Here is a 23,735-nt window from a genome sequence, read left to right as displayed (position 1 = left end):
CGCCGCGTTTTCGGTGCCGTCCGCCGCGGGCGCGACATGCCTCACCTCGCCGCCTCGGGGTACACGCCGGTGCGTGGCGGCAAGATCCAGGAAAGGGGTCACCATGGACGGGTCCGGGCTGCGGGCGGTCGGGTGGGCGCGCACTCTGCCGATGGACAGTTCGGTGAAGGCGGCCCGGGACTGGGCCCGGGAACACCTCGACGCCCTGGGCTGGAGCGCCGAGGCCCCGGAGACCGCGGACGCCGTTCTGCTCGCGGTCTCCGAGCTGATCACGAACGCCCACCGGCACGCCCGCAGCAGCGCCCAGCTCGTCATGGCGTGGGACAGCCGTTGTCTGCACATCGCGGTGCACGACCACTCGGACGAGCTGCCCGCTCCCCGGCAGCCCAGCACCGACCGTGTCGGAGGGCGGGGAATGCTCCTGGTCGACGCCCTCGCCGACAGCTGGGAGGCGCGCCCCTGCCCGCACGGGAAAACGGTCACGGCCTGTTTCCGCCCGCCCGGCGCCGACGCCGGACGCAGCTGAACGGGCGGGCGTCCGGCGCTCGTCGGGCAGCGGGCGCTACCGAGCGGGCAGCGCCTCGCGCAGTGCCTTCGCGGTGTGGTCCGGGTCGTAGCCCGCGGGCACGCCCGGGACCAGGATGATGTCGCCCTCGATGTGCCGGGCGCGCAGGGGTGCGATCTCCTGGTAGGCGGCGGAGGCCCACCAGGCCCGCGCCTCGGCAAGGGACGGGAAACCGATCACCACGACGTGTCCCGGCCAGGCGCCCTCCATCACCTCGTGCTGTGCGCCGTGCACCAGGAAGCGGCCGCCGTACGGCTCGAAGGTCGCGGTGATGCGCTCGATGTACTCGGCGACGTCGGCGTGCGGTGCCGCTTCCCGCAGGTGGGCGATCGCGTAGGCAGACATGGTGTCCTTCCGTCCGGTCGGGCTTCTCGACACCCACGATCCTGCACCGTCGGAGGGCCGTGGTCGATTACCAGGGAGGTAAGCGCGGGGGGTACTCATGGGCCCGTCCTCCGCCCTCCGTCGGCCTGGACCGGGCGCACCCTGACGTGACGCTTCACCTCTGTGGGCAGGCAGCAAGAGGCCCTCGCCGGTTGTCGCACCGCCCTCGCCGTCTTCCGCCACCCGGACGTGGTGCCCGCCGAGGAGGGCCGGCGCCCCCACCCGCATCGGTGTCACCCACGACGCGGTGGGCGACCCCGAAACGGCCCGCCCCGCCTGGCAGGCCGTCCCGGCCTCTCCCCGGACTCGGCCAACCCGACGCCGGCCGACTCCGGCCGACTCCGCTCACGGCTCCAGGCAGCGGGCGGGCAGTGGTCGCCCTCGTGACCGGGGCCGGTCGGCCTCGCGGGGGCCGACGGTTCACACGCGCAGCCAGACGGCGGTGTCGGTGGGCAGTCCGCCGTCGGTGTCCAGGGGGCCGCTGGCCAGGAGGACGGCATCGTGGGCCGGCAGGACGGCGGGGCGGCCGGCGAGGTTGACCACGCAGACCAGGCCGGGTGCGCGGCGGAAGGCGAGAACACCGTCGGGAGCGGGCAGCCACTCCAACGGGCCGTCACCCAGGGCGGGTTCGGTGCGCCGCAGCTGAAGCGCGGTGCGGTAGAGGGTCAGCATCGAGGCGGGGTCGGCGGCCTGGCGGTCGGCGGCGTACGCGGACCAGCCGGCGGGCTGCGGCAGCCAGGGTTCGGCGTCCGAGCCGAAACCGGCGTAGGGGGAGTCGGCGGTCCACGGCAGGGGGACGCGACAGCCGTCGCGGCCGGGGTCGGTGCCTCCGGAGCGGAAGTGCATGGGGTCCTGGATGCGGTCGCGCGGGATGTCCGCCTCGGGAAGGCCCAGTTCCTCGCCCTGGTAGACGTAGACGGAACCGGGCAGGGCGAGGGTGAGGAGGGCTGCGGCGCGGGCCCGGCGGGTGCCCAGCTCCAGGTCGGTCGGGGTACCGAAGGCCTTGGTGGCGAAGTCGAAACCGGTTTCTGCACGGCCGTAGCGGGTGACCGTGCGGGTCACGTCGTGGTTGCACAGCACCCAGGTGGCGGGGGCCCCGACGGGGGCGTGCTCGGCGAGGGTGTCGTCGATGGCCGTACGCAGCCGGTGCGCGTCCCAGGGGCAGGCGAGGAAGGTGAAGTTGAATGCGGTGTGCAGTTCGTCGGGGCGCAGGTAGCGGGCGAAGCGCTCGGAGTCCGGCAGCCAGACCTCACCGACGAAGACCGCGCCGTGGGCGTCGGCGACGCGCCGCCAGGAGCGGTAGATCTCGTGGAGTTCGTCGCGGTCGACGTAGGGGTGGGGATCGCGGCCCTCGACGAAGTCGGGCAGGGCGGGGTCCTTGGCCGGCAGGGCGGCCGAGTCGATGCGGACGCCCGCGACGCCGCGCTCGAACCAGAACCGCAGGACGCTCTCGTGTTCCTCGCGGACGGCCGGGTGGGCCCAGTTGAGGTCGGGCTGCAAAGGGGTGAACAGGTGCAGGTACCACTCCCCGTCCGCGACCCGGGTCCAGGTCGGTCCGGCGAACTGTGACGGCCAGTCGTTGGGCGGCAGTTCGCCGTGCTCGCCGCGTCCGGGCCGGAAGTGGAACAGTTCGCGTTCGGGGCTGCCCGGTCCGGCGGCGAGCGCGGCCCGGAACCAGGGGTGCTGGTCGGAGACGTGGTTGGGCACGATGTCGACGATCGTGCGGATGCCGAGGGAACGGGCTTCGGCGATCAGTTTCTCCGCCTCGTCCAGGGTGCCGAAGGCGGGGTCGATGGTGCGGTAGTCGGCGACGTCATAGCCCCCGTCGGCCAGCGGCGAGAGGTACCAGGGGGTGAACCACACGGCGTCGACGCCGAGTTCGGCGAGGTAGGGCAGCTTCGCCCGTACGCCCGCGAGGTCTCCGGTGCCGTCGCCGTCGCCGTCGGCGAAACTGCGGGGGTAGACCTGGTAGATGGCGGCGTCGCGCCACCAGTCGTCCGGGGAACCGGGGGTCGTGTCGCGATGAGGGGCTGCCACGTGAGGGTCCTTTCGGGGCAGGGGTGGTTCTCCGCCGCCGCCCCGGACGGCGGGCGTCGAGGACGAGGCGGCGGCGGAGGATTCGAAGAGGGGCGCCGGGCGGCACCCTCAGGATCCTTTGTCTGGATCAGGCCGGATCAGGGAGCGGGGTCTCGTGCTGGGCGTACCTCCCCGCCGTTCGGGCAGTGGGGGGGCGTCACAAGGCGGAGGGAGTCAGGGCAGAGCCGGGACCGACGACAACGCGGCGAGGTGCGGTGCCGGACCCCGCGAGCCCGGCGTGATCCGAACGAGAGGCCCTGGGTCCGGCGCGGGGCCCGTGCCGCCGGGAAAGGGGCGCGTCAGCCCTTGAGGCCGCCCGCGGTCAGCCCGCTCATGATGTTGCGCTGGAACAGGAGGAACAGCACCAGGGTCGGCAGGGACGCGATGGTGAGGGCGGCGATCAGGACGTTCTCGGGCACGCTGGTGGCGAGCGAGTAGATACCGACAGCGAGGGTCTGGCCCGTGGGGTCGGGCAGGACCAGCATCGGCCAGAGGAAGTCCTTCCAGACCCCGACGACGGCGAAGATGGACACCACGCCGAGGATGGGCCGCGAAATCGGCAGGACGACGGACCACAGGACGCGCAGCGGGCCGGCTCCGTCCATGGAGGCCGCGTCCAGGAGTTCCCTGGGGATGGAGTCGAAGAAGCGCTTCAGCAGGAAGATGGCGAAGGCGTTGGTGACCGAGGGCAGCCAGATCACCCAGGGTGAGTCGAGCAGGTTGCGTTGGATGACCGGCATGTCGAGAACGGTGAGGTACTGGGGTACGACGAGGACCGTTGCCGGGATCATCAGGGTGACGAGCATCATCCCGAGGACGGCCTTGCCGAGGACGGGCCGCAGTTTCGACAGGGAGTAGGCGGCGGCGACGTCCAGGACGAGTTGGAAGGCGAGCGCGCCGAAGGCGTAGTACAGGGTGTTGAGGAGCAGCCGGGCGAGGTCCATGACCTCCCAGGCCCGCCGGTAGTTCTCCGGGTGGACGGAGCCGGGCACCCAGGTCGGCGGGGTCTGGACGGCTTCCTGGGTGGTTTTGAGGCCGCCGGACACCATCCAGTACAGGGGGCCGAGGAAGGCGAGCGTGAAGAGGGCGACGACGACGGCGAAGGCGAGCCAGTAGAGAAGTCTGCCGCGTGGACGGGCCAGTTGAGCGGGCGAGATCAGCGTGCGTGTGGACATGTGGGTCTCCCCCGGTCCTAGTCGTCGGCGCTGCGGCTGAGCCCGGTGTACACGGCTGAGAAGCCGGCCAGCAGGACGAGCAGGAGCAGGCCGAGCGCCGCCGCGGCGCCGTAGTTGTTGAAGTTGAAGGCGTACTGGTAGATCAGGTGGACGACCGTGGTGGTGGAGCCCTCCGGTCCGGCGCCGCCGGTGAGCAGGAACGGCTCGATGAAGACCTGCATGGTGGCGATGACCTGCATGAGGAGCATCAGCATCAGGACGAGCCGGGTCTGCGGGACCGTCACGTGCCACACCTTGCGCAGCAGGCCGGCCCCGTCGAGTTCGGCGGCCTCGTACAGCTCACCGGGGACGCCCTGGAGCGCGGCCAGGTAGATGAGGGTCGCGCCGCCCATGTTCATCCAGGTGGAGGCGACGACGACGGAGAGCATCGCCGTGTCGGGGTCCTGGAGCCACTGCTGGGCGGGGAGGCCGAAGACGGCGAGGACCTCGTTGAACATGCCGTACCCGGGGTCGTACAGGTACTTGAACAGCAGGACGGACGCGGTGGGCGGGAGCATCACGGGCAGATAGACCAGCAGCCGCAGGTAGCCCTGCCCGTGCCGGAACTCGTTGATGACGAGGGCGGTGAGGAAGGGCACGGCGAAGCCAAGGACCAGCGCGAGGACGGTGAACCACAGGGTGTTGCGCCAGGCCTGTGCGAAGGCGGGGTCGTTCCAGACGGTGACGAAGTTGTCCCAGCCGACCCAGCTGACGTGTCCGTTGTCGGTCTTCTGGAAGGCGAGCAGGAACTCGCGGACGATCGGGTACCAGGAGAAGAAGGCGAAGCAGAGCACCGCGCCGATGAGGAAGCCGTGGGCGGTGAGATTGCGGCGTACGGCTTGGGCGAGGCCCGCGTCCGGATGCCGGACGGCGTCGGCGCGGGTCCGCCGGGGAAGGCGGGGCCGGCGGTCCTTGGCCGTCGGGTCCTGCGCGAGGGTGGGGGCCGGCATGGGGCGCTCCTTGACGTGCTGCGGTGCCGTCGGACGCGACGGTCCGGGCACGTGACGTGGGCGGTCGGGCCCGCCCCCTTCGTGCGGGGGCGGGCGCGGGGCGCGCTCGCGGGCCGGGCGGTGCGACTGCGCCCGGACCCGCGGGGTCACTGGGTGGCCAGGACCTGGTTGACCTGGGACTCCGCCGTCGACAGGAGCTTGTCGATGTCGGCGTCCTTGTTGGTGAGGAGGCCGGACATCACGTTGTCGAGAACCTTGTAGATCTCCTGGGCCTTCGGCGGTTCGGCCTTGCCCGGGACGGGGTTGTCCATGAACGCCTTGAAGTTCTCCACCGGCATCGTCGCGTACCGCTTGCGGGCCGCGTCGTCCTGAACCTTGCTGTCGTTCAGCCACAGGTTGGGCTGCGGAAGTCCGACGGGCAGGCCGTCGGCCTTGGCGCGCCGCCAGTCGTAGTGGCCCTTGCCGACGGTGGTGAACTTGAAGTTGAGCCAGGCGACGGCGGCCTTGACCTTGTCGGGCGAAATGCCCTTCTTGATCATGTAGTTGTTCCCGCCGGCGAGGGTGTTCCTGCCGCCGGGGATCGGGCCCATGCCGAAGTTCTCGTACTCGGCGCCGAGTTGCTGGACCATGTAGGTCACGTCGTCCGGCGCCGCGAGGAACATGCCGAGCTTGTCGGTGGCGATCTGCTTCTGGAGGTCGCCCCACTTGAGCAGCTGCGTCCTGCCCATGGAGTCGTCCTCCCATCGCATGGCGTGGAGGTTCGCGGCGACCCGCTTGCCGATGGCGTCGTTGAAGGCGGCCTTCTTGCCGGAGGTGTCGACGACGTCACCGCCGAGGCTGTACATCTGCGCGGTGAAGTGCCAGCCACCGGTGTTGGCGGCGCTGTATTCGCCGAACCCGGCGACGCCGCCGCCGAGGGCCGCGATCTTCTTGGCCGCGGCGCGGACGTCCTCCCAGGTGGCCGGTGGAGTGTCCGGGTCGAGGCCGGCCTGCGTGAAGAGTTTGCGGTTGATCAGCAGGCCCATCCGGTAGTTGCTGGTGGGCAGGCCGTAGAGCTTGCCGTCCTGCTTGAGGGAGCCGAGGACGTCGGGGTCGATGTCCTTGAGCAGCGGCACGGTCCGGTCGTTGACGTAGGCGCTGATGTCCTGGGCGCCGTCGTTGTCGAGGACCTGCGCGAGGTCGGTGAAGTAGGTGTAGAACACGTCGGGCTGGGACTTGGCCTTGAGCATCGCGGTGAAGCGGGGCGGTTCCAGGCACTGGCCGGGGGTGGAGCGGCCCTGGACGGTGACGTTGGGGTAGGTCTTGTTGAACTCCTCGACGTCCTCGTTCCACTCCTTCAGCTCGGCCGCCTTCGCCGCCGGGGGCATGCAGTCGATGGTGATGGTCACTTTGGTCTCGGGGTCCAGCGGCGCGGCGGGATCCGCGTTCGCGCTGTTCCCGGAACCGTTGTCGTCGTCTTTGCTGCTGCTCGTGCCGCAGGCGGCGAGCGCCGTCAGGGTGAGGGCGGAGGCGAGGGTGACCGCGCCGGCGCGACGGGTGCGGCGGAACCGAGCTGTTCTCATGGGTGGTCCCCCTTGGGCAGGAACGTGGAAGGCGCCCCTCGCCGAGGCGATGTGGGGCGCCGCACACTCAACCACCGCCGACAAGCGGTCGCAATATCTCGCGCAGATTTCGTAATTGTTTGACAGACGGATGTCGAGAGTCGGCTCGGTGACCGGCATCGCCGCACAAGTGAGGGCGGAACGCACACAGTTGGCACGCCGCCGTGCCGCTCCAGGCCCTGGCCGTGCGCCTTCGGTCAGCCCCGCGGGGCCTGCGCGGTGGAGCCGCGGACCACCAGCTCCGGCTCGAACAACAGCTCCCCGGGCGGCACTTCCCCGCCCTGGATCTGGGCGCAGAGCAGGTCCACGGCGGCCCGGCCCATGGCTTCGATGGGCTGGCGCACGGTCGTCAGCGGTGGCTCGACGCAGTTCATGAAGGCCGAGTCGTCGAAGCCGACGACCGACACCTGTCCGGGCACCGCGAGGCCGCGCCGCCGGGCGGCCCGGATGGCGCCGAGGGCGAGTGGGTCGCTGGCGCAGATGATGCCGGTGACACCACGTTGCAACAGGCGCGTGGTGGCCGCCTGGCCGCCCTCCAGGGAGAATATCGACCGTTCCACCCGGTCGTCGGGCAGGGTGGCGCCGGACGCCTCGGCGGCGGCGCGGGCGGCGGCGAGTTTGCGCCGCGAGGGGATGTGGTCGCCTGGGCCGAGAACCAGGCCGATGCGCTCGTGGCCCAGCAGGGACAGGTGGCGCCATGCCTGCTCGACGGCGACCGCGTCGTCGCAGGAGACGCACGGAAAGTCCAGTTCCGCTATGGCGGCGTTGATCAACACCACCGGGATCTTCCGTTCGGCGAGCTGGTGGTAGTGGTCGTGCGGGGCGTCGGCCTGGGCGAACAGTCCGCCGGCGAACACCACTCCGGAGACGTGCTGCTGCAGGAGCAGTTCGACGTAGTCGGCCTCGGAGACACCGCCCTTGGTCTGGGTGCACAGCACCGGGGTCAGTCCCTGCTGGGCCAGCGCGGCGCCGATGACCTCGGCGAACAGCGGGAAGATCGGGTTCTGCAACTCGGGCAGGACCAGGCCCACGAGGCGGGCGCGTTCGCCGCGCAGCTGGGTGGGGCGCTCGTAGCCGAGCACGTCCAGCGCGGTCAGCACGGACTGCCGGGTGGCGTCCGAGACCCCGGGCTTGCCGTTGAGCACCCGGCTGACCGTGGCCTCGCTGACTCCAACCTTCTTGGCTACCTGAGCAAGTCGTCGCGTCATGAACGAAAGGCTAGCGCAAGCGCCGCAAGCGACTTGCGTGAATCTGGGGCTCCCGGACGTCCACCGCGATGTGGTGCGGGCGCGGGCCGTAGCGCGTGCCACCGCTCCGACCGTGGCCCTCCTCCCGGAAACCCCTTGCCTGCCCGTCCTTCCCCTTACCGCCCGGTCAGCGCTTTGGCCAGCCGCTTTCACGGTGGCTGTCGGGAAAAGCAAGTCTGCGGGCAAGGGACGCAAGCGGTTTGCGCGGCGACTGGAGCCGCTACCGGGACCGTTGACAAACCTGGGACTCACTAGAAACCTGTGCGTAGTTTCCGCAAAGAATCGACCGTCCCACTCAAAATCATGTGCACGGCGGCGTTCGCTCTCTTGGAGACGCCTCTCTGGGGGTCGTCCCGCTCCTCTGCTCCCCGTATCTCCCCCGCCGGTCCGCCGCGCCCTCCGCCGTGCCACCGATCGAACAGAGGACCTCATGAGATGGAGACCACCAGGCCGTCGGCCCCTGACCGGCGTGGTCATCGCCGGGCTCGTCACGACGGGACTGCTGCCGCTCACTTCCGCCTCCCCCGCCCAGGCCGCCCAGGCATCCGCGCCGGCCGCCGCTGACGTCAACCTGGCCCTCGGCCGTCCGGCCACCGCCGGCGGCTCCCACGCGGAGTACCCGGCGTCCCGCACCACCGACGGCGCCCAGGCCTCCTACTGGGAAGGGCCCGCGGGCACCTTCCCGCAGTGGGTGCAGGTCGACCTCGGCGCGGCTCACGACGTGAACCGGGTCGTGCTGAAACTCCCCACGGGCTGGGAGAGCCGCAACCAGACCCTGTCCCTCCAGGGCAGCACCGACGGATCCGGGTTCAGCGCCCTCGCCGCCCCGGCGCTCCGGGTGTTCGACCCGGCCCAGGCCAACACCGTCTCCGTCGCGCTGGCCTCCCGCGCCGATGTCCGGTACGTCCGCGTCAACGTGTCCGGCAACACCGGCTGGAACGCCGCCCAGCTCTCCGAACTGGAGGTGTACGGCGAGGACGACGGCACCGCACCGCCGCCGGCCGGCACCAACCTGGCCCGGAACAAGCCCGTCGAGGCCACCTCGTCCGTGCAGAGCTACGTGGCCGCCCACGCCACCGACGACTCCACCGCCACCTACTGGGAGGCGGCGGGCCACCCCGCCGACCTCACCGTGAAGCTGGGCGCCGACGCCGATCTGAGCGCCGTGGTCGTCAAGCTCAACCCCGACCCGGTGTGGGCCGCCCGTACCCAGGGCATCCAGGTCCTCGGCCGGCAAGAGTCGGCAACCGGATTCACCTCCCTTGCCGCCGCGAAGACCTACGCCTTCAGTCCGGCGAGCGGCAACACGGTGACCGTTGCGGTCGGCGGCCGCTGGGCCGACGTACGCCTGCGGTTCTCCTCCAACACCGGCGCGCCCGGCGGTCAGGTCGCCGAGTTCCAGGTCGTCGGCACCGCGGCACCCGCCCCCGACCTGCTGGTCACGACGCTGGACTGGACGCCCGCCGCGCCCACCGAACGCGACCCGGTCACCGTGCGGGCCACCGTCCGCAACGCCGGCACCGCGCGCTCCGCCGCCACCACGGTGGAGGCGAGTGCCGAGGGCACGGTCGCGGGCAGCGGCGCCGTCCCGGCACTCGGCCCGGGCGCCTCCGCCGTCGTCGACGTGGCCACCGGCACGCGTGCGGCCGGCAGTTACGCCGTGTCGGCCGTCGTCGACCCCCATGACACGGTCGTCGAACTGGACGACTCCAACAACAGCCGCGCCGCCGCGAGCCGGCTGGTCGTCGCCCGGTCGCCAGGGCCGGACCTGGAGGTGCGCTCCATCACCACCAGCCCGGCCGCCCCGGCCGTCGGCACGCCCGTCTCCTTCACCGTGGCCGTGCACAACCGCGGGACCACCGCGGCGCCCGCCGGTTCGGTGACCCGCGTCCAGGCGGGCTCGACCACCCTGAACGGCGCCACCGGCCAGGTGGCTCCGGACGCCACGGTGAACGTGCCGATCAGCGGCACCTGGACGGCGACCGCCGGCGGAGCCACCCTCACCGCGACGGCCGACGCCACGGGACTGGTCACCGAGACCGACGAGAACAACAACGTGCTCGCGAAGTCCCTGGTCGTCGGGCGCGGCGCCGCCGTCCCGTACACCGAGTACGAGGCGGAGGACGGCCGTTACTCGGGCACCCTGCTGACGGCAGACGCCAAACGGACCTTCGGGCACACCAACTTCGCCACCGAGTCCTCGGGCCGCAAGTCGGTCCGCCTCAACTCCACCGGCCATTACGTGGAGTTCACCTCGGCCAACCCCGCCAACTCCATCGTGGTACGCAACTCCGTCCCGGACTCCGCGACCGGCGGCGGCGCGGACGCCACGATCAGCCTGTATGCCGACGGCACCTTCGTGCGGAAGCTGACCCTGTCCTCGAAACACAGCTGGCTGTACGGCAGCACCGACGACCCCGAAGGGCTCAGCAACCGGCCCGGCGGCGACGCCCGGCGGCTGTTCGACGAGTCCCACGCGCTGCTCTCACAGACCTACCCGGTGGGCACCACGTTCCGCCTCCAGCGGGACGCGGGCGACTCGGCCGCGTTCCAGATCATCGACCTCGTCGACCTGGAGCAGGTGGCGCCCCCGGCGGCCAGGCCGGCCGCCTGTACCTCGATCACCGAGTACGGCGCGGTCCCCAACGACGGCCTGGACGACACCGACGCCCTTCAACGGGCGGTCACCGCCGACCAGAACGGGCAGATCGCCTGCGTGTGGATCCCGGCCGGGCAGTGGCGCCAGGAACAGAAGATCCTCACCGACGACCCGCTGGACCGCGGCCAGTTCAACCAGGTGGGCATCCGGGACGTCACGATCCGCGGCGCCGGCATGTGGCACTCCCAGCTGTACACGCTGACCCCGCCGCACGAGGCGGGCGGCATCAACCACCCGCACGAGGGCAACTTCGGTTTCGACATCGACCACAACACGCAGATCTCCGACATCGCCATCTTCGGCTCGGGCACCATCCGCGGCGGCGACGGCAACCACGAGGGCGGCGTCGGCCTCAACGGCCGCTTCGGCAAGGGAACGAAGATCACCAACGTGTGGATCGAACACGCCAACGTCGGCGTGTGGGCCGGCCGGGACTACTCCAACCTCCCCGAGCTGTGGGGCCCCGGCGACGGACTGGAGTTCACCGGCGTCCGCATCCGCAACACCTACGCCGACGGCATCAACTTCGCCAACGGCACCCGTAACTCCACCGTCTACAACTCGTCCTTCCGCAACACCGGCGACGACGCGCTCGCGGTCTGGGCCAGCAAGTACGTGAAGGACACCGCGGTCGACGTCGGCCACGACAACCGCTTCCGCAACAACACCGTCCAGCTGCCCTGGCGAGCCAACGGGATCGCGGTGTACGGCGGTTACGGAAACACGATCGAGAACAACGTCGTGTCCGACACCATGAACTACCCCGGCATCATGCTGGCCACCGACCACGATCCGCTGCCCTTCTCCGGGCAGACCCTGATCGCGGGCAACGCCCTGTACCGCACGGGCGGCGCCTTCTGGAGCGAGGCGCAGGAGTTCGGCGCCATCACCCTCTTCGCGCAGGGCCAGGACATTCCCGGTGTCACCATCCGGGACACCGAGATCCACGACTCCACCTACGACGGCATCCAGTTCAAGACCGGCGGCGGGGCGATGCCGGACGTGAGGATCACGGACGTCCGCATCGACCGGTCGGCCAACGGCTCCGGCATCCTCGCGATGAGCGGCGCCCGTGGCAGCGCCACCCTGTCCGACGTCACGATCACCGGCTCGGCCGAGGGGGACGTACTCGTCGAACCGGGCTCGCAGTTCACGATCACCGGCACACCGAACCAGACGTCGGGGACTGCCCGGCGAAGCGTCGGCTGACGCGGCGGCCGATCCCGTGGTGGCGGGGTCGGCCGCTCCTCCCTCCCGAAGACCGTGCCCGGTACCGGAGATGCGGTACCGGGCGCGGCGCACGTTCCGGGCCGCCGCCTCAACGGCGGCCCGCAGGATCGACAGTGACCGGACGGGGACCGGGTCGGCCCCCGTCCGGTCACCCCCGCCGTTGCGGGGATCACGTCACCTTGTCAACGGGTCACCGTCCACTTCTGGTTGACGGCTCCGGTGCAGGTCCACAGGTGTAGCCGGGTCCCGTTGGCGGAGCTGCCGCCGGACGCGTCCAGGCACTTGTCGGCCTGCGGGTTGACGATGTCCCGCGCGGCAGGGACGGCCCACTGCTGCGCGGCGGTGCCGTTGCAGTCCCAGAGCTGGACGAGGGTGCCGTCGGCCGTGCCACCGGAGGCCGCGTCCAGGCACTTGCCGAGCGCGCGGATCGTGCCGTCGCCGCCGACGGTCCACCGTTGGGCGGCGGTGCCGTTGCAGTCGTAGAGCTGTACGGCCGTGCCGTTGGCACTGTTGGCGCCGGCGACGTCGACGCACTTGCCGCCGATGCCGGTGATCGGGCCGCTGCCGCCGGGCTGTGCGGTGTCGGTGCTGACGCGGACGTAGTCGACCAGGAGCTGCTGGGGGAAGGCGGTGCTGCCGTCGGGGTCTCCGGGCCAGTAGCCGCCGACCGCGAGGTTGAGGATGAGGAAGAAGGGCTTGTCGAAGACCCACTGCCGGCCGCCGAGGTCGGCGGGGGTGCGGCGCTGGTAGACCGTGCCGTCGACGGACCAGGTGATCGCGTTCGGGCTCCAGTCGACGGCGAAGGTGTGGAAGGCGTCGGCGAAGGCCTGTCCGCCGGGGAGCGTGTGTCCGGCGCCGATGCCCCCGGAGCCGGAGTAGCCGGGCCCGTGCAGGGTGCCGTGCACGGTGGACGGTTCGAAGCCCACGTTCTCCATGATGTCGATCTCGCCCGAGTTGGGCCAGCCGACCTGGCCGATGTCGTTGCCGAGCATCCAGAACGCGGGCCACATGCCCTGCCCGCGCGGAACCTTCATCCGGGCCTCGACACGGCCGTACGTCGTGGTGAACCTGCCTGCCGTGTTCAGCCGGGCGGAGGTGTACTCGCACCGCCCGTACCAGCACTGGTAGTTGCCCGGGTTCTCGCGGCGGGCGGTGATCACGAGATGGCCCTGGCCGTCCAGGGCCGCGTTGCGGTTCCCGGCGGTGTAGTACTGCCGCTCGTGGTTGTTGACGTTGTCGCCGGTCTCGGTCTGCCACTTGCCGGCGTCCACGCCGGCACCCGCGGGTCCGTCGAACTCGTCGGCGAAGGTGACGGCGGCGGCCTGTGCTTCGGCGACGGCGGGTGCGGTGGCGGCCCGCCCGGAGACAGACGCGCCCTGCGCGAGGCCGGTGGACAGTGAGGCGAAGGCGAGGAGCGGCGCGAGCGACCAGAGCAAGCGCCGGGGGAAGCGCGGGGAGTCCATGACTCTCCCTTCATCGGGCATGACACGAAGACCGGCGTGCGTACGGCACGTGCGTGACGGCAGCGACAGCAGCAGCGACAGCAGCAGGCAGGAGAAGCGGGCGAGTTCGGCCGGTCGGCGCGCATGGGGGGGTGGGGTGGTGGGGTGATGCCGGTGGTGCCGGTGGTGCAGTGGTGCGGGTCACTTACTTCACTATGTGATTTAAGAAGTAAGCAATGCCCATGTCAAGAGTTTGGTCTGGACCACGACGGGGGATGGTGCCCGCCCGTACGATGCCTCCTCGGTACGATCATCGACAGTCCGGGACCGACCGGTCTCCGGCGCCAGGGAGTTGCCATGCCGCACGGGTGGGCCCTCGCCGCCTCCGCGGCGGCCACGGCCGTGCTGCTGGCGTTCCACCGGACGGTGCACCGCGTCGCCGGCGGGCCGGGCGGTCTGCTGGAATCGTTCCTGCCGTGGCTCGGGCTGGTGATCGTGGCGCTGCTCGGCCTGGCGCTGCTGCGCCGGTCGGCCGTGGCACTGGTGGCCCTGCTCCTGCCGGCGGCTCTGTGGACGCATCTCCACGCCGGGCTGCTGCTGCCCCGGCCGGAGCCGGGCGCACGGGACCTGGTCGTGGTGCAGCACAACGTGAGTGACGAGAACGGCGACCCCGCGGGTACGGCCCGCGCCCTGGCCGACGCCGGGCCCGACCTCATCGCCCTCGAGGAGCTGGTGCCCTCGGCACTGCCGGTCTACGAGCGCACACTCGCCGCGCGTTACCCGCACCGGACCGTTCAGGGCACGGTCGGACTCTGGTCGAGGCATCCGCTCACCGAATCGGGGCCGCTGGACATCAAACCCCGCGGGATCACCGAGGACTGGCGCCGTGCGCTGCGAGCGGTGGCCCGCACGCCGTACGGCGAGATCGCGGTGTACGTCGCACACCTGCCCTCGGTCCGTGTGCGGGCGAGCGGCCTGGCCTCCTCGTGGCGGGACGAGAGCGCAGAGCTCCTGGGACGGGCCGTCGAGGCGGAGGGACTGAGAAGGGTGATCCTGCTCGGAGACCTCAACGGCACGGTGGACGACCGTGGGTTGACACCTGTGACCTCACGGATGAAGGCGGCGGAAAGGGGTTTCGCCTTCAGTTTCCCCGCCTCCTTCCCGCTGGCCCGGATCGACCAGGTGATGGCCCGCTCGGCGCGGGTGAGCCACATCCGCACCCTGCCGGCCACCGGCAGCGACCATCTCCCCGTCGCCGCCCTGATCAGTCCGGACGGCGGACCGGCGGACCGCTGAGATCAGGCGCCGCGGGCGGTGTCCGGGTGCTGTGCGGAGGTGTTCTGGTCCTGTGCGGGCGGCGCCCAGGTGGTCTGGTACCGGCGATGACGGGCAAGGCCGGCGGACGGCTCGGCCGCCGGCCCGCGCCCTCGGGTCAGGAGAGTCCGCCTCGCGGCCGCCCTGGCCGCGGGACTCCTGCACACGCTGCACACCCTGTGGGTCGCCAGGAGCGAAGCCCTGCTGCGCACCGACCGCGCGGAACTGATCTCGCGTTACGGCGCGCTGCTCCAGGCGGTCCTCACGCCCACGGACACCTGATCCCCGAATTCCGACCGGCGCACAGGCACAGGCGCACAGGCGACAGGCGCACAGGCGCACAGGCACGTCGTACCAGGGAGGAAACGCGTTACCGCGTTACCGTCGGGCGCATGGACGGTGATCGCGGGAAATGGCTGACCTGTCTGCTCGCCGGTGTCGTGTTCGCCGTGTGCATGGCCGGCACGACCCTCCCGACCCCCCTCTACGGCCTCTACCAGCAGAAGTTCGGCTTCTCCGAGCTGACGGTCACCGTCGTGTATGCCGTGTACGCCTTCGCGGTGATCGGCGTCCTGCTGCTCGCGGGCAACGCCTCCGACACCGTGGGCAGACGGATCGTGCTGCTGACGGGCCTGGGCTGCGCGGCGGCGAGCGCCGTCTGCTTCCTCGGCGCCGACTCGCTCGCCTGGCTGTACGCGGGCCGGCTGCTGTCAGGCCTGTCCGCCGGGCTGTTCACCGGAGCCGCCACGGCGTACGTCATGGATCTCGCGCCGCACGGCGGCGGTCCCCGTGCCACGTTCGTGGCGACGGCCGCCAACATGGGCGGCCTGGGTTGCGGTCCCCTCCTCGCCGGCGTGCTCGCGCAGTACGCTCCCTGGCCGCTGTATCTGCCGTTCGCCGTGCACCTCGCCCTGGTGGCGGGCTCGGCCGCCGTCCTGCTGTGGCTTCCGGAGACCGTCCGGGAACTACGGCCACTGAGTACCGTACGGCCGCAGCGCCCCGCCCTGCCCGCCGAGGTACGGGCCGTCTTCGGGCCGGCGGCCATCGCCTCCTTCGTCGGGTTCGCGCTGTTCGGGGTGTTCACGTCGGTCAGCCCCGCGTTCCTCGCCCAGTCCCTGGACGTGGACAACCATGCCGTGAGCGGGCTGATCGTCGCCCTGGCCTTCTTCTCCTCGACCGCCGGGCAACTGGCCGTGGGACGGGTCGGGGTCCGGCGCTCGCTGCCGCTGGGCTGCGCCGCGCTGCTGGCCGGACTGGCGCTCCTCGCGGGCGCGTTGCGGTGGGAGCTGCTGACGCTCGTGGTGCTGAGCGCGATCGTCGGCGGGACCGGGCAGGGGCTGGCGTTCCGCGGCGCGCTGTCCGCGGTGGCCGGGGCCTCCCCCGCCGAGCAGCGGGCGGCGGTCATCTCGACGCTGTTCGTGGTGGCCTACGCGGGCATTTCCGTCCCGGTGATCGGCGTGGGCGTACTCTCCGAACCGCTCGGCCTGGAGGGCGCCGGCCTGGTCTTCATCGCCTGCATGGCGGTCCTCGTCTCGGGCGCGGCAGCGTATCTGCTGCGCCGCCCGCTACCGGTGACCTCGTGAACCGGGCGCGGACGTCACCACCGCCGCAGGTCCTACCGGTCAGCCCCTGGCCATGCAGAACGGGTGGCCGGCCGGGTCCGTGAGGACCCGCCACCGGGCACCGCCCGGCTGATGGTCCGGCTTGCCGGCGCCCACTTCGAGCAGCCGGGCCTCGGCTCGGTCCAAGTCCTCGACCGCGAAGTCGAGGTGGAACTGCTGAGGAACCGTCTGGTCGGGCCAGCCCGGAGCCTGGTCGTCGACCCGCTGGAAGCCGAGGAAAGCCCGTTCTCATCGGTCAGTCCGGCGAACTCGGCGTCGGACTTCGGGTGCGGTTCGAGGCCGGTGGCCTGCTCGTAGAAGGCCGCGAGGGCGAATGGGTCGGGGCAGTCGAGCGTGATCGCCCTCAGTGTCATCCGCGGGGACATGACGCCTCCGTTCGACAGATGGTTCTTTCCGAGGCCACCACTTCAGAGTCGGCCGGCCCCGTTCCGACGGGCGATGGCCTCCGTGCTCCTCGCGGCCCGTCTTACCAAGTGATGACGTGCCGCGCGAGTCATGGTGCGCGCTGGTGCGGCGGTCCTAGCGTGGGCGTATGCGTGTACTGGTCACCGGCGGCGCCGGGTTCATCGGGTCCCATGTGGTCGACGCCCTGCGGGCGCACGGGCACGAACCGCTCGTGTTCGACGTGAGGGAGGATCCGGCCGCCGATGTCCGCGATCCGGCGGCCGTGGCCGACGCCCTCTCGGATGTCGACGCCGTCTGTCATCAGGCGGCGATGGTCGGGCTCGGCAACGGGGTCGCCGACGCGGCCGAGTACGTTTCCCACAACGACCTGGGGACGGCCGTGCTGCTCGCCGCCATGGCCGGAGCGGGCGTACAACGTCTCGTGCTGGCCGGGTCGATGGTCGTGTACGGCGAGGGCCGTTACGCGTGCGCGCGGCACGGGGTGGTGCGGCCGGGGCCGCGGGCCGTAGCCGATCTGGACGCGGGCCGGTTCGAGCCGCTCTGTCCGGCCTGCGGGGAGGGCCTCTCCCCCGGACTGGTAGGCGAGGACGCCCCCCTCGACCCGCGCAACGTGTACGCGACGACGAAACTCGCGCAGGAACACCTGTCCTCCGCGTGGGCGCGCGCCACCGGCGGTTCGGCGGTTTCGCTGCGTTACCACAACGTGTACGGGCCGCGGATGCCCCGCGACACGCCGTACGCGGGTGTGGCCTCGTTCTTCCGTTCCGCGCTCGCCCGGGGCGAGTCGCCGCGCGTCTTCGAGGACGGCCGGCAGCGGCGCGACTTCGTGCACGTGCGGGACGTGGCCGCGGCGAACCTGGCCGCGCTGGAGGCGCGGAGTGAGGCCGGCGCGCTGACGGCGTACAACACGGGCAGCGGCGTGCCGCACACGGTGGGCGAGATGGCGCGTGCGCTGGCCGCCGCGTACGGAGGTCCCGAGCCCGTGGTCACCGGCGAGTTCCGGCTGGGCGACGTCCGGCACATCACCGCGGACTCCGCTCGGCTGCGGGCCGAACTGGGCTGGAAGCCACAGGTCGAATTCCAGGACGGCATGCGGGAATTCGCGAGGGCCGGGCTACGAGAGCCCTGAGCCGCCCGCGCGCCCGGCCCGCTACGGCACCGTGGGCAGCGTCACCTCGAAGCGGCATCCGCCGGGGATGTTGCGCACGGTGGCGTGCCCCTGGTGCGCTTCCACGATGCCCCGCACGATGGCCAGGCCCAGGCCCGCGCCGGCCGGCGGGGTACGTGCGTGCGTGCCGCGCCAGCCGGTGTCGAAGACGCGCGCCAGGTCCTCCTCGGGGATGCCGCCGCAGCCGTCGGTCACGGACACCACGACCCCTTCCGCCGAGCGTTGCGCGGCCACCGCGACCGTGCCGTCCGCCGGGGTCCGCCGGATCGCGTTGACCAGGAGGTTTCCCAGGACGCGGCTCATCTCCTTGCCGTCGACCTCGACCGGCACGGCCTCCACGGCATGGCCGACGAGCCGTACCCCGTGCTCGCGGGCGAGGGGGTCGGCGCCCGCGAGGGCGTCGCCGATGAGGTCGTACAGGGACATGCGTGAGGGGGTGAGCGGGAGGGTTCCGGCGTGGATGCGGGAGAGTTCGAAGAGGTCGCCGACCATGTCGTTGAGGCGCTCGACCTCGGTGCGGATCTGGCGCAGATAGCGGCCGGGGTCGGCGGCGACCCCGTCCTCCAGCGCCTCCGACATGGCGCGCAGGCCCGCCAGAGGGGTGCGCAGGTCGTGCGAGATCCAGGCGACCAGTTCACGCCGGGAGGTCTCCAACGCGCGCTCCCGGTCGCGGGACTGGGCGAGCCTGGCACTGGTCGACGCCAACTCACGGCTCAGCGCCTCCAGTTCGGCTGTCGTCGGACCCACGGGGACCGCGAAGGCGCCGCCGTCACCGAACGAGCGGGCGGCGACGGCGAGTTCACGGCTGCGGGCGACGACCCAGCGGCCGAGCAGCAGCGCGGTCGCGAGGGAGACCACGGCCGCCATCGCCACCACGGTCGTCACCACGGTGAGGTCGTGCGGGGACAGGAACATCGCCCAGGCGACGGCGAGGGTGCCCGCGAGCATCGCGACCACTCCGACCGCGGCGACCACGGCGAGCGAGGCGGTGAGCGAGCGACGCCGGATCGGGCGCAGCACGGCCGCTCCGACGAGACCGGTGGCGGCTGCGCCGGTGAAGGCGTACAGGGCGATGAGGAGGGTGTCGCGCATGTCAGCCGGCCTCCTGGCCCTGGGGGTCGAAGCGGTAGCCCACGCCCCACACGGTCTGGATCAGGCGCGGGCGCGCCGGGTCGTCCTCGACCTTGCCGCGCAGTCTGCGCACGTGGACGGTGACGGTGGACAGGTCGCCGAAGTCCCAGCCCCACACCTGCTGCATCAGGTCCTCGCGGCCGAACGCCCGTCCCGGATTCCGCAGGAAGAAGGCGAGCAGGTCGAACTCACGCAAGGTCAGGGCGAGTTCGGCGCCGTTCTTGGTGGCGCGGCGGGCGGCGGGGTCGACCGTCAGTCCGGCCGCGCTCAGCGGGGGCGTCGCGGTGGCGGGCCGGGCGCGGCGCAGCACGGACTCCACCCGCAGGACCAGTTCGCGGGGGCTGAAGGGCTTGGTGACGTAGTCGTCGGCACCTACCTCCAGGCCGAGGATGCGGTCGTCCTCGTCACCCCGGGCGGTGAGCATGACGACCGGGACGGGACCGTGGCCGCGCAGCCTGCGGCAGACCTCCAGACCGTCCATGCCGGGCAGCATCAGGTCGAGCACCACCAGGTCGGGCCAGTGGGCGGCGGCATGGGCCAGGGCGCTGGGGCCGTCGTCGGCCCGGTCGACGGTGTAGCCGGCCCGGTCGAGGTAGCCGGTGACGACCTCGGCGACCGTGGGGTCGTCGTCGACGACCAGGACGCGGGCGCCGGCGCCCGGCCGGGGCCCGGCGGTGGGTCCTGCCTGCGGAGACTCGAACGGCTGCTGCATGCCTCCAGCCTCGCACCACCGCGTCGCAGGCGGGGGCCGGGGGCGTGCTCCCGTCGTCGACGTCCGCGTTTCGTAAGGAGCCGAAGTCCGGTTTGCCCGGTTCGTGTTCGTAGGGTGAACGGCGTGACCATCTCACCATCGCCGCAGGACGGCGTCGATGTCGTCCTCCCCTGTCTCGACGAGGCCGGGGCCCTGCCCTGGGTCCTGGCCAGGATCCCGGCCGGCTGGCGCGCGCTCGTCGTCGACAACGGCTCCACCGACGGTTCGGCGGAGATCGCCCGGGGGCTCGGCGCGACCGTCGTCCACGAGCCGCGTCGGGGCTTCGGCGCGGCCTGCCATGCCGGACTGACCGCCGCCACCGCCGAGGTCGTGTGCTTCTGCGACTGCGACGCCTCGCTCGACCCGGCCCTGCTGGAGCCGTTCGTGCGGGAGGTGCGCGCGGGCGGGGCCGATCTGGTGCTCGGCCGGCGACGCCCGCACGGCCGCGGCAGCTGGCCCGCGCACGCCCGGGCCGGCAATCTCGCCCTGGCCCGGCTGCTGCGCCGCCGTACCGGTCTGCCCCTGCACGACCTGGGCCCGCTGCGGGCCGCCCGCCGCGAGGCGTTGCTCGGCCTCGGCCTCACCGACCGGCGCAGCGGCTACCCCCTGGAGATGGTGGTCCGCGCGGCCGACGCCGGCTGGCGGATCACCGAGCACGACGTCCCCTACCTGCCCCGCACCGGCGCCTCGAAGGTCACGGGCACCTGGCGCGGCACCTGGCAGGCGGTACGGGACATGAGCCGCGTCCTGAACGAAGTTCCCGTCCGCGAAGGGATCCCACGGTGATCACACCGAAACCGGTTTGCGCACCGGCCCCGGTGACCACGCTCCTGGTCATCGCGAAGGAGCCGCTGCCCGGCCGGGTCAAGACCCGGCTCACCCCGCCGTTCACACCCGCGGAGGCGGCCGCCCTCGCGCAGGCCTCCCTCGCGGACACCCTGGAAGCCGTCGCCGCCACCCCGGCCGCCCGGCGCTTCCTCGTGCTGGACGGCGCTCCCGGACCGTGGCTGCCGCCCGGCTTCGAGGTCGTCCCACAGTGCGCGGGAGGTCTCGACGAGCGGCTGGCGGACGCCTTCGCCCGCTGCGAGGGGCCCGCGCTGCTCATCGGCATGGACACCCCGCAGGTGACGCCGGAGTTGCTGACGGTGGACCTCGCCGGCTGCGACGCCTGGTTCGGACCCGCCGAGGACGGCGGCTTCTGGGCCCTCGGGCTCGCCGAGCCGGACCCCGCGCTGCTGCGGGGGGTCCCCATGTCGACGCCGTTCACCGGGGCCGTCCAGCGCGCGCGGCTCGTCGCCGCCGGCCTGCGGGTGCGCGATCTGCCGCGCCTGCGGGACGTCGACGACGCCTCCGACGCGCACGCCGTCGCCGCGCTGGCCCCGCACGGCCGGTTCGCCGCCCGGCTGGCCCGGTGTGCGGCGGCGCACCGATGAGGACGCGGGAGACCACCGCCGTCCCCTGGGCCGCCGCGGACCCGTACTCCGCCGCCCTGCGCACCGGTCGCGGACCGCTGTTCCTGCGCCGCGCGGACGGCTGGTTGCTGCCGCTGGAGGTGGAGCGCTGGTGCGCGCGGGCCGACCGGGTCGATCTGGAGGTGCTGGACCGGTGCGAGGGAAGCGTCCTGGACGTCGGCTGCGGACCGGGCCGGCTGGCAGCGGAGCTCGCCGCCCGGGGCCGTACCGCGCTCGGGATAGACGTGAGCGAGGCGGCCGTCGAGCAGACCGTCCGGCTCGGCGGCCAGGCGCTCAGGCGCTCGGTCTTCGATCCGCTGCCCGGCGAGGGCCGGTGGGGCACCGTCCTGCTCATGGACGGCAATGTCGGCATCGGCGGTGATCCGCGCGCCCTGCTGGACCGCGCGGCCCGGCTCCTCTCCCCCGGTGGGCTGCTCATCGCCGAGACCCTGCCGGTGGACGTCGACGAGCGCGCCGAGGTGCAGGTCGTCGACGCCACCGAGGCCCACGGAGGCACCGGTATGCCGTTCCCGTGGGCGCGGTTGGGCACCCCTGCCCTGTCCCGGTACGCGGACCGGGCGGGCTGGGCGGCCGTCGATCAGTGGGCGGCGGGCGGCCGTCGCTTCGTCGCCCTGCGCAGCCGCAGCGCGAGCAGCAGGGCGGAGGCGCCGAAGAGTACGGCGGTGATCAGCAGCCAGCGGGCCAGGAAGCCGTCCGCGGGAACCCCGGTGGCCGAGCGGTAACGCCGGGACACGGACCCGCTGATGAGCGGGAACCACACCAGCAGAAGCAGCCCGGACAGGGCGGCCGGGACCCGGACGTACAGGATCCACTCGCCGCGGCCTGCGGCGCGCAGCCCCCGCACCAGCGCCCGGTCCGCCGTCGCGTACAGCGGCAGCAGCACCAGGTCGTGCAGCAGCGCCGCCCCCACGAACCACAGGGCCACCCCGAACCAGTCGCCGTCGAGGAGCCGCACGCCCGCGTAGCCGGCCAACGCGAACGAGCAGGCCAGGAGGAGGAGTTGGAGGGGGCTGCCGAGGGTGATCCGTCGTCGCGTCGGCATCGTCACAGGTCTCCGAACGTCATCCGGGCCACCCACTTGGTGTTGAGCACCCCGGGTGCGGCGGGCACGATGACCCGTGCGGGGTGGCCGTGGTCGGGGGAGAGTTCCTCGCCGTTGACGTACAGGGCGAGCAGGGAGCGCGGGTCGGCCACCTGGTTGGCGCGCAGGGCTGCGTGCCGGAAGGCCCCGCGCCGCTGGAGGGACTCGACGAACACGTCGGGCGGGTCGTCGTGTCCGACGAGCGCCGCGAGGTCGCGCAGCCGTACACCGCGCCACCACTGATCCGACGTCGACCAGCCCTCGACGCAGGCGATGGGCAACGACGCGCTGTGCAGCGGGAGTCGCAGGAGGTCGTCCCGGCTGAGGCGGACGCTGCCCGTGCGGCCGGTGACGACGAGGCGCCACGCCTCGCGGCTCGTCTGAGCCGTGCGGATGCCCGCGTACCGGGCCGTCTTGTTGATCTGGAAGCCGTTCGGCCCGGTGCCCGGGTCCGGTCCGCCGTGCGGTGCGAGCAGGGCCGTGCGGCGCAGCAGCCCGTCGGCGCTCTGCCCGGCCGTCGTCAGGAACAGCAGCAGGGAGCCTCCGCCGACGAACGCCAGCGCGCCGCGCCGGGAGACGGTCGGGGTGTCGGGCCGCGGGGAGACCAGCGTGTCCGGCTCGGCGGCCGGCGCCGCCGTTTCGGGAACCGGTTTCCGCGATTTACGCAGGCCGCGCGAGTTCCCTTCCCGCAGGTCGGGCACGTCGGGCAGGTTGCGCAGGTTGCGCAGTGCCGCGGGTGTCTTCAGGGCGGCGTGGACGGCGAACGCGGCGAAGAACACCCACGCCCCGTAGAAGTGCAACGGATAGAAGGAGCCCGGGAAGACATACTCCAGCTGCACGTTGAGCACGCCCGTCACGAACTCGAACAGCGCTCCCCCGACCAGGAGCAGCAGGGAGATCCGCTCCAGGGCGTGCGCGAGCGAGCGGGCCGGCGGCAGCGCGAACAGTCTCGGCACCACGGACCAGAGCTTGGCCAGCAGGACCGGGATCAGGGTGATGCCGAGGGTGACGTGGACGCCCTGGTTCAGCCGGTACAGCCAGTGCGGGTTCGTCGGCCAGGCGAAGAGGTAGAAGCCGAGAATCCCCTTGTCCGGTGTCTTGTCGTTGACCGGCGCCAGATCCGGGTTGTAGGCCGCGTACGAGAGCAGGCCCGTCACGAACAGCACGGTGATGCCGACCAGCAGGACGAGGCCCAGCACCGAGGTGAACCAGGGGCCGCGCAAGGGGCTGCGCCAGAAACCGGGCGCGGAGGGAAGCCGTGGATCGTCTCGCATGCCCCGACCGTAGGCCCGCGCACCCCGCGGAACGGGTGCGCGACCCATGACGAAACGCTGACGTCCGGCGCCGCGGGCGGCCCGGCACGCGCCACGCGGCCTAGCGTGCCGGTGTGACCCGCACCCCACGCTCCCCCGAGCCCGACGCC

18 protein-coding genes and 1 pseudogene are annotated in these 23,735 nt (G+C 72.1%); 8 read left to right on the top strand and 11 right to left on the bottom strand.

Translation table 11 applies throughout. The features are described 5' to 3' along the window. Positions 1-103: 103 nt before the first annotated feature. On the top strand, positions 104-526 hold the full coding sequence (locus P1P75_RS23995) for an ATP-binding protein (RefSeq protein ID WP_319258676.1): 423 nt from the start codon (positions 104-106) through the stop codon (positions 524-526). 36 nt (positions 527-562) lie between these two features. Here the strand turns inward: P1P75_RS23995 and P1P75_RS23990 are convergent, their stop codons facing one another. The 6 genes from P1P75_RS23990 to P1P75_RS23965 form a co-directional block, all read right to left on the bottom strand. Beyond that, positions 563-910 carry a DUF1330 domain-containing protein gene (locus tag P1P75_RS23990; protein ID WP_319258674.1) on the bottom strand — a complete coding sequence of 116 codons (348 nt, stop codon included), beginning with the start codon at positions 908-910 and terminating at the stop codon, positions 563-565. A gap of 459 nt (positions 911-1,369) precedes the next feature. Beyond that, on the bottom strand, positions 1,370-2,986 hold the full coding sequence (locus P1P75_RS23985; protein ID WP_319258672.1) for a glycoside hydrolase family 13 protein: 1,617 nt from the start codon (positions 2,984-2,986) through the stop codon (positions 1,370-1,372). Positions 2,987-3,324: 338 nt separating this feature from the next. Further along, a complete protein-coding gene (locus P1P75_RS23980; RefSeq protein ID WP_319258670.1) occupies positions 3,325-4,200 on the bottom strand; it encodes a carbohydrate ABC transporter permease in 876 nt (291 codons plus the stop codon). Positions 4,201-4,217: 17 nt separating this feature from the next. After that, entirely contained in the window at positions 4,218-5,189 is a 972-nt protein-coding gene (locus P1P75_RS23975) for a sugar ABC transporter permease (RefSeq protein WP_319258668.1), read from the bottom strand. A gap of 146 nt (positions 5,190-5,335) precedes the next feature. Next, a complete protein-coding gene (locus P1P75_RS23970; RefSeq protein WP_319258666.1) occupies positions 5,336-6,751 on the bottom strand; it encodes an extracellular solute-binding protein in 1,416 nt (471 codons plus the stop codon). 236 nt (positions 6,752-6,987) lie between these two features. Then, positions 6,988-7,998, bottom strand: a complete 1,011-nt coding sequence (locus tag P1P75_RS23965; protein ID WP_319258664.1) for a LacI family DNA-binding transcriptional regulator — start codon at positions 7,996-7,998, stop codon at positions 6,988-6,990. A 469-nt stretch (positions 7,999-8,467) separates the two neighbouring features. On the opposite strand from P1P75_RS23965, the gene P1P75_RS23960 reads away from it, so the two are divergent. After that, entirely contained in the window at positions 8,468-11,905 is a 3,438-nt protein-coding gene (locus P1P75_RS23960; protein ID WP_319258662.1) for a CARDB domain-containing protein, read from the top strand. 203 nt (positions 11,906-12,108) lie between these two features. On the opposite strand, the gene P1P75_RS23955 is transcribed toward P1P75_RS23960, so the two are convergent. After that, positions 12,109-13,389 (bottom strand): family 16 glycosylhydrolase, encoded by a 1,281-nt coding sequence (locus tag P1P75_RS23955; protein WP_319258660.1) that lies wholly within the window; start codon positions 13,387-13,389, stop codon positions 12,109-12,111. A 336-nt stretch (positions 13,390-13,725) separates the two neighbouring features. Between P1P75_RS23955 and P1P75_RS23950 the strand changes: the two genes are divergently transcribed. Both P1P75_RS23950 and P1P75_RS23945 read left to right on the top strand, forming a co-directional pair. Further along, on the top strand, positions 13,726-14,664 hold the full coding sequence (locus P1P75_RS23950; protein ID WP_319258658.1) for an endonuclease/exonuclease/phosphatase family protein: 939 nt from the start codon (positions 13,726-13,728) through the stop codon (positions 14,662-14,664). A gap of 410 nt (positions 14,665-15,074) precedes the next feature. Then, a complete protein-coding gene (locus P1P75_RS23945) occupies positions 15,075-16,265 on the top strand; it encodes an MFS transporter (RefSeq protein ID WP_319258656.1) in 1,191 nt (396 codons plus the stop codon). 39 nt (positions 16,266-16,304) lie between these two features. Here the strand turns inward: P1P75_RS23945 and P1P75_RS23940 are convergent. Continuing rightward, positions 16,305-16,669, bottom strand: a pseudogene (locus tag P1P75_RS23940) (VOC family protein). A gap of 167 nt (positions 16,670-16,836) precedes the next feature. Here P1P75_RS23940 and P1P75_RS23935 point away from each other — a divergent pair. Then, positions 16,837-17,838: an NAD-dependent epimerase/dehydratase family protein gene (locus P1P75_RS23935; RefSeq protein WP_319258654.1), complete on the top strand. Its 1,002-nt coding sequence runs from the start codon at positions 16,837-16,839 to the stop codon at positions 17,836-17,838. A gap of 21 nt (positions 17,839-17,859) precedes the next feature. Here P1P75_RS23935 and P1P75_RS23930 read toward each other — a convergent pair whose 3' ends face one another. Together P1P75_RS23930 and P1P75_RS23925 are read right to left on the bottom strand one after the other, a co-directional pair. Beyond that, complete coding sequence (locus P1P75_RS23930) at positions 17,860-18,969, bottom strand: HAMP domain-containing sensor histidine kinase (protein WP_319258652.1); 1,110 nt, start codon at positions 18,967-18,969, stop codon at positions 17,860-17,862. Between the two features lies 1 nt (position 18,970). Further along, on the bottom strand, positions 18,971-19,720 hold the full coding sequence (locus tag P1P75_RS23925; RefSeq protein ID WP_319258651.1) for a response regulator transcription factor: 750 nt from the start codon (positions 19,718-19,720) through the stop codon (positions 18,971-18,973). A 114-nt stretch (positions 19,721-19,834) separates the two neighbouring features. On the opposite strand from P1P75_RS23925, the gene P1P75_RS23920 reads away from it, so the two are divergent. Genes P1P75_RS23920 through P1P75_RS23910 form a run of 3 tightly spaced genes read left to right on the top strand, consistent with a single transcriptional unit; the run spans position 19,835 to position 21,953 of the window. Beyond that, a complete protein-coding gene (locus P1P75_RS23920; RefSeq protein WP_319258649.1) occupies positions 19,835-20,545 on the top strand; it encodes a glycosyltransferase family 2 protein in 711 nt (236 codons plus the stop codon). A 32-nt stretch (positions 20,546-20,577) separates the two neighbouring features. Further along, complete coding sequence (locus tag P1P75_RS23915) at positions 20,578-21,192, top strand: DUF2064 domain-containing protein (protein ID WP_319258647.1); 615 nt, start codon at positions 20,578-20,580, stop codon at positions 21,190-21,192. Beyond that, positions 21,189-21,953 carry a methyltransferase domain-containing protein gene (locus P1P75_RS23910; RefSeq protein WP_319258645.1) on the top strand — a complete coding sequence of 255 codons (765 nt, stop codon included), beginning with the start codon at positions 21,189-21,191 and terminating at the stop codon, positions 21,951-21,953. Before P1P75_RS23915 ends, P1P75_RS23910 begins: the two co-directional genes overlap by 4 nt. A 322-nt stretch (positions 21,954-22,275) precedes the next feature. Here P1P75_RS23910 and P1P75_RS23905 read toward each other — a convergent pair whose 3' ends face one another. Continuing rightward, the gene (locus P1P75_RS23905) at positions 22,276-23,586 is read right to left on the bottom strand and encodes a molybdopterin-dependent oxidoreductase (protein ID WP_319258643.1); all 1,311 of its coding nucleotides are present in this window, start codon (positions 23,584-23,586) and stop codon (positions 22,276-22,278) included. Positions 23,587-23,735: the final 149 nt, after the last annotated feature.

This window comes from Streptomyces sp. ID05-39B (assembly GCF_033794725.1).
Lineage (GTDB): Bacteria > Actinomycetota > Actinomycetes > Streptomycetales > Streptomycetaceae > Streptomyces > Streptomyces bobili.
The sequence above is the reverse complement of the archived record's forward strand: the minus strand, read 5'-3'. Positions and strand labels throughout refer to the sequence as shown.